This window comes from Aquamicrobium sp. YD-1-mutant5 (genome assembly GCF_059509755.1).
Genome location: NZ_JCAKKP010000006.1, coordinates 188743 through 194742 on the forward strand (window position 1 = coordinate 188743; position 6000 = coordinate 194742).

Annotated in this window: 5 protein-coding genes; all 5 read left to right on the forward strand. The window is 61.2% G+C overall.

Annotated elements, in window-relative coordinates:
- The first annotated feature begins 9 nt into the window (after positions 1–9).
- On the forward strand, positions 10–1155 hold the full coding sequence (locus AC5XE7_RS11885; protein ID WP_280197981.1) for a hypothetical protein: 1146 nt from the start codon (positions 10–12) through the stop codon (positions 1153–1155).
- Positions 1156–1176: 21 nt separating this feature from the next.
- Positions 1177–3090 carry an AAA family ATPase gene (locus tag AC5XE7_RS11890; protein ID WP_495366184.1) on the forward strand — a complete coding sequence of 638 codons (1914 nt, stop codon included), beginning with the start codon at positions 1177–1179 and terminating at the stop codon, positions 3088–3090.
- A 36-nt stretch (positions 3091–3126) separates the two neighbouring features.
- Positions 3127–4425 (forward strand): DUF6638 family protein, encoded by a 1299-nt coding sequence (locus AC5XE7_RS11895; protein ID WP_495366185.1) that lies wholly within the window; start codon positions 3127–3129, stop codon positions 4423–4425.
- Positions 4426–4446: 21 nt separating this feature from the next.
- Positions 4447–5580 (forward strand): DUF2333 family protein, encoded by a 1134-nt coding sequence (locus AC5XE7_RS11900; protein ID WP_239799322.1) that lies wholly within the window; start codon positions 4447–4449, stop codon positions 5578–5580.
- A 175-nt stretch (positions 5581–5755) separates the two neighbouring features.
- Positions 5756–6000 (forward strand): formate--tetrahydrofolate ligase (locus tag AC5XE7_RS11905; RefSeq protein WP_495367096.1); only part of this gene is annotated, 245 nt, incomplete at its 3' end.

Consider the following 6000-nt stretch of genomic DNA (forward strand, 5'->3'; position numbering starts at 1 on the left):
GAGCCTTACATGAACGCCGAATCCGATGCCGCAGAGCGCTATTTCTCCTCCATCGCGGCGGCGCTGAACGGGCTGGAAGTGTTCCTGCGCGACGACCGCTCGCCGCTCTACCGCCACGATATCGTCGCTTCCATCGTTGCCGAATATATTTCGCGGCTGGAAAAATCCTTTTCCTGCTGGCGCAACCGGCTGGACTTTCAGGACAGCTTCCGCATCTCGCGCGCCGAAAGCGGATTTCCCGTCTTCCAGAACGTGCTGGAGCTGGAAAACGACCGCAAGCAGGCCGAAGCGCGCCTCGCCACAATCCCGCAGGCCGATGAGCTACGGCGGGAAATGGCCGACTTCATCCTGCGCAACAAGGAATTCCCCGCCGCGCTTCAGCGCTCCATGGCCGAGCGCCTCTATCTCGAAGGCGTCGGGGATGAGGAAACCTTCGGCCCCTTCTCGCTCGCCCAGACCGTCAAGGTTTCGGTCAACCCGAAATCGGGCCTGCCTTACTATCTCGTCCACTGGGCAAGCTTCGACGGCACCGCCAACCTGCCGCTGGTTTACATGGCGACGGTGGAAGATTCGTCCGAAACCATCGTGCGCCAGCTCGTCGACAACGACCGCAAGCTGAACACGAAGGTGGAAATCCCCCTGCCCGTCGACGGCCTGCTCAACCCGGAACTGGCGCACAGGTTCGACGACTTCACCGAGCGCAATTCGGCCTATTCGCTGTCGCCAATCACAATCGCCAGCAATCTCGACAAGGATTTCGAGACGCTGCACCCCAAGCAGTTGCGGCGCGTGGTGCTGGGGCCGTTCTATTCGGCCGGCATCACCGAGAACAACTCGGTTGTCAACGAGGTGCTGGAGCGGGTGCGCAAACCGGAAAACGCCTGGCTGCTGACGTGGACCGTGCAGGAAGTGTTTTCCAGAGGCGAGAAGCCCGGCCGTCGCGGGCTGTTCTCCAGCTCCAAGACGACGCAGGAATTCCACATCGACACCGACGATCTCGAAGCCACGCGGCAGGGCGTATCGGCTTACGAAAACCATGCCCTGGTGCCGCACGAGGCCTATCAGGCCCTCTATGCAGCCGGCGAGACACAGAAGATTTTCGCGGGCTACAAGGTCCATATCCTGTCCAACGGACAGGTGATCAGCGATGTCTGAAATCAGCCAAGCGGAGGCTCCATGGACACCGGCCTGACCACCATTCCCGAAGCTTCGATAGAGAAGCACCGTGCCACGGCGCAGAGTTTCATCACGCGCATCGTCGTGCTGGAGGACCCTTCCCGCGAGGCTGGCACGGCGCTGGCCGGCACCAACCGCCGCTTCGTCTCCACCGTGTCGACTGGCTCGGTGCGCCGCACGCGCGAGGTGGAACTGGCAAAGACGGTGGGTGCGATCCATCCCGACGATCAGTTGCTGTCCATTCCCCAGCACACCCTGCTCTACCTCGCCCGGCGCGGCATTGCCGTGGCGCTGGCCATTGCCGAAGTGTTTGCGCAGGGCACCGACCTCGAAGGTCTGCAAGCGCAAAATGCCCGCTCGCCCCTGCAGGGCGACGAGGCCGCGCGCTTCAGGAAGCTTCTGTCCTCCTCCGCCTATATCGCCGCTTTCGGCTTCGCCGCCTATCTCTACCAGTTGATCGACAGCGACGGCGAGGCACCGAACGACCTCGCCGAACCCGACTTCCTGTTCGATACCCCGCAGGATGCGGTAAAGTCGATCGTTTCCGGTCTCGACAGGGCGCTCACAGGCGCGAAGGACGATGCCGACCTGATGATCCGTGCCCGCTCTTTCGCGCGCGTGGCCATCGACGGCCTGCTGCAGCGCAAGACCCGGCTGGACGGTGCCCTCGGACCTTTCGAGAACAGCCATATCCGCATCGACGCCGACGACTTCACCCTCGACGGCTTCGACGTGGCGCCCGGCAAGCGCAGCAAGCCGCTGGTCATGAGCTTTAAAAAGCCGGAGGAAGTGGTCGGCAACCACATCGCCAAATACCAGTCGGTCAAGCTCGCGAAGATGCTGATGGCCTATGACTTCGACCGCGAACTCAATCCTTTCGTCGAACTCGGCGGCTTCCTGTTCACCTTCATCGGCGACGGCGCGCCCGGCACCGGCAAGACGACCCTGATCCAGATGATCGCCGGCCTCGTCAACGATTATTGCCAGATCGCCGGCTACCCCTTCGTCTACGAGAATTTCGGTGTTGACCAGATCTCGTCCTATCAGGGCAAGTCGGGCCAGAACTGCCGCCAGTTCATCACCAACGTGCTCAACCCGCGCGCCATCGGCTTCGGCACCATCGACGACATCGATCAGGTGGCGGCGAAGCGCTCCGACGACCGGGCCTCGGCCGGCCAGCAGGAAATCACCGGCGTGCTGATGGACGCCTTCGCCGGCGCGGCGACGGTCGTGCGCGGCAATTGTTCCTTCGGCATGTTTTCCAACTATCCCGAGAATGTCGACGACGCGCTGCGGCAGCGCGCAGGCGCGCGCTGGCTGGTGGACGGGCCGCAGACGCGCGAGGACTATATTGACATCTTCGTGCTACTCGCTGGAAAGAATCATAAAATCCCGCTTGGCGATCACCAGCTTTACGCCGCGCAGGAAATCCAGCGCGCGGTTTCGGAAGCCTATGAGAGCCATGCCCGGCCACAGGAAGACGGGCTTGCGCGGGTCTATGAGCGCTACGTGAAGGAGAACGGCGAAGCAAAGACGCTGGCCGACATCGGCGACTACCTGCACCGCATCAAGGAGGCGGAGCCCCGCTTCACCGGCCGCGCCATCAAGAACGTCACCGACGCCATCAAGATGCGCGCCATGGACATCGAACTGCCGGACGACTGGTTCGACAGGCCCGAAACCTTCATGCACAAACCCTACGACGACAAGAAGGCCATGATCGAGGAACTGCGCGGGCCGTTCTCGATGGACATGGTGATGCAGGAGATCAACCGCTACGCCGATTCCGAATTCCGCTACGCCGACAAGTCCGACGATGCCGCGGTGGAGAAACTCCTGCGCGATGCCCGTCTGCGCGAACGCGCCGCCCGCGAAATGGAGGATCTGAAGAAGCAGGGGCTGTGGAATGCCTGAGGCTCATCCGTCACATCTTCGCAAGGCGGCCGCCTGATGCCGTCCCGGTTTCCCCTTCTGCGCGACAGCGCCCTCATTTACGGCCGCCTGCTCACGGTGGACGAACCGCATTTGATCGAGCGCTACAACAAGGCGCTCAAGGCGTTCGGCCTGTCGCCCACCGACCTGCAGGCCTTCGAGATCGACCGCACCGGCTTCTCGCCGCAGGTGGCGGAGGAACTGGGCGACCTGTCCTATCTCGATCCCAACGGCGTCAACCGGCGCTTCATCATCCTCACCCCGGCGCAGATCGACCTGCCGGTGGTTCACACAGCATTTTCAAACACATCGCAACTGATGTTCGAGTTCATGACCCGCAACCAGCGGGCCATCAACGCGCTGACCATCAAGGATGTGATCTATGGCGAGATCGACGATTCGGTTTCGACCGTCGAGGACATCGAGGATCTGCTGTCGATCAGCCAGGTCGAATTCCGGGTGCTATCGGCAGAAGACGTTCTCGGCAAGGCGGCCGAACTCGGCACGCTTGTCGACCGCCTGAAGCAGGAGCCCGATGCGTGGCGCGACGACGCCATGCTGGAACGGATGGTGGAACTGGCGCGCATCTGCGGCGACATCCGTGAGAACGCGCTGGTTCCCGATCAGGTCATTTTTCGCCACAACGCCTACTGGACCAGCCATTTCGGCGGGCTTTATGTTTTCATCGATCCCGATGTGACCACCGTCATCTGCGATCCGTCCGCTCCCGGTTTCCGGCGCTCGCGCCCATGGCAGGTCAGCTATATCTCGATCTTCGACGCAGATCGCGTGTTCCGCTTCCTTGCCGAAACCGGACGCCTCGAACTGCCGCGCGCTTCATGGATAGAGGCTTCCGGCTATCTCGAACACCGCGCCGAAATGGTGGTGCGCAGCCTGATCCGCGATGCGGAACCGGAGCGTAACCTGTCCGAAGTCGACAAGATCTGGCTTCAGACATGGATCCACAACAATGCTGCACGCATCAACAGCGACGGAAATTTTCCGTTCCTGAATGCCGCCAAGCGTGAAATCCGCCAGCTTGGCCAGCTGCGCATCGACGAGGTGCCGCACCGGCAGCGCTTCCTTGTGGTTCGGGCCCGGCCAGACCATCCCGATGCGTGGCTGACGAACAGGCTGATTTCGGACTTCGTGCCGCAGGATTTCGTCTCGCGCTACGTCTTCAACAAGCAGGGCTTTTACACCGAGTATGAGACCTACAGCCAGAACTGGCGGGCTCATGTTGTGGATGTCCTGAAAACCGCATATCTGAAGGACAAGCGGGTATTTCGTGCCCGCCTCTACGGTCTGACTGACTGAACCGCAGCGGGGTAGAATGCCATGCTTGATCCGATCGTGAACTTCATCACCCGGATATTTCATTGGATCGGACGTGGCGTCGGCTTCGTGATCGGCATCATCCTGTGGCCGTTCATGTGGCTCGGGCGCTGGTATCTGCAACGCGGCCTGATCCTGAAGGCCGTTGTCGGCGGCGTGCTTGCCGTCATCGTGGCCATGTATGGCTATTTCTTCTACGTCACCCAGTTCTGGACCAATTTCGATCCGGATTATCCGGCAGCTCTCGTCGATGCGCGGGGCACCGCCGGTGCCGGCGATCCGGTTACGCCGGCCGCGATTTCGGCAACTGTCGGTGGCGAGCCGCAACCGACCTGCAAGCCATCAGCGATTGCCCTCACCTCGGCCGATCTGATCGACTTCAACGTCAACCAGAACCCTTGGATTTCCTCCATGGTACTGTCCAAGATCGGCCTGTTCGGCATCGAATGGAAAAACACGCCGTTCTTTGACAACAAGGCAGCCTTCCAGCTCGGCATCAATCAGGTGATGCGCCGCACCACCACGGAGCTGGTCGACACGCTTGGCCGCGTGCGCGGCACCTCGCAGATCGACCAGAATCTGCAGAATGCCCGCACGAACCTCGCATGGAGCGAAACCGCCTGGTACATCGGCTGGCGTGGCCCGACCCGCCCGACCCCCAGCCTCTATCGCGAGGCCATCACCAATCTGCGCGATTTCAACACCAGCCTTCAAAAATGCCAGTCGACCTTTGATGCCCGCGCCGACAATCTGATGCAGTTCCTCGACCGCATCGCCGGCGACATCGGCTCGACCTCGGACATTTTGCGCCAGCGCATCGAAGCATCTGATGCCGGCTGGTTTGATGTGCGCGCCGATGACCGCTTCTGGTTCGCCTATGGCCAGCTTTATGCGTATTACGGCGTTCTGGTTGCGGCCCGTTCAGACTTTGCATCGGTCATTGCCGAGCGCAATCTCACTACGCTGTGGACCCGCATGGAGGGCCAGTTGCGCGCTTCGCTCAACGTTCAGCCATGGATCATCTCCAACGGCAACGAGTCCAGCGCCTTCTTCCCCTCACATCTGGCGACGATGGGCTTCAACCTGTTGCAGGTGCGTTCCAACATCGTGGAACTTCGCTCCATTCTGGATCGCTAGAGCATCGGACCGAAAAGTGGAATCCGGTTTTCGGTTGTTCCGGTGATCCAGGACAGATGCGGCAGGCGATCCCTGTCGCTTTCTCATCATCTTGCGCCTGTTTTGGAATGGCACCGGCCATTCCCCGCAGGTTTTATCGCTGTTCCGGACAGCCCATCTAAGAGGGAACGCATCCATGGCCGAAGTTAAAAGCGACATTGAGATTGCGCGTGGAGCGTCGAAGAAGGCGATCCAGGAGGTTGGTGCGAAGATCGGGATACCGTCTGGCGATCTTCTTCCCTACGGGCACGACAAGGCGAAGGTCTCGGCTTCGTTCATCAAGTCGGTGCAGGGCAAGGAGAACGGCCGGCTGATCCTGGTGACGGCGATCAACCCGACGCCGGCCGGCGAAGGCAAGACCACGACCACGGTGGGTCTGGG

What these genes read in the sequence shown, in the direction of transcription:
- AC5XE7_RS11900 (WP_239799322.1), top strand. Translation starts at nt 4,447, where the DNA reads ATGCTTGATCCGATCGTGAACTTCATCACCCGGATATTTCATTGGATC.
- AC5XE7_RS11895 (WP_495366185.1), top strand. Translation starts at nt 3,127, where the DNA reads ATGCCGTCCCGGTTTCCCCTTCTGCGCGACAGCGCCCTCATTTACGGC.
- AC5XE7_RS11890 (WP_495366184.1), top strand. Translation starts at nt 1,177, where the DNA reads ATGGACACCGGCCTGACCACCATTCCCGAAGCTTCGATAGAGAAGCAC.
- AC5XE7_RS11885 (WP_280197981.1), top strand. Translation starts at nt 10, where the DNA reads ATGAACGCCGAATCCGATGCCGCAGAGCGCTATTTCTCCTCCATCGCG.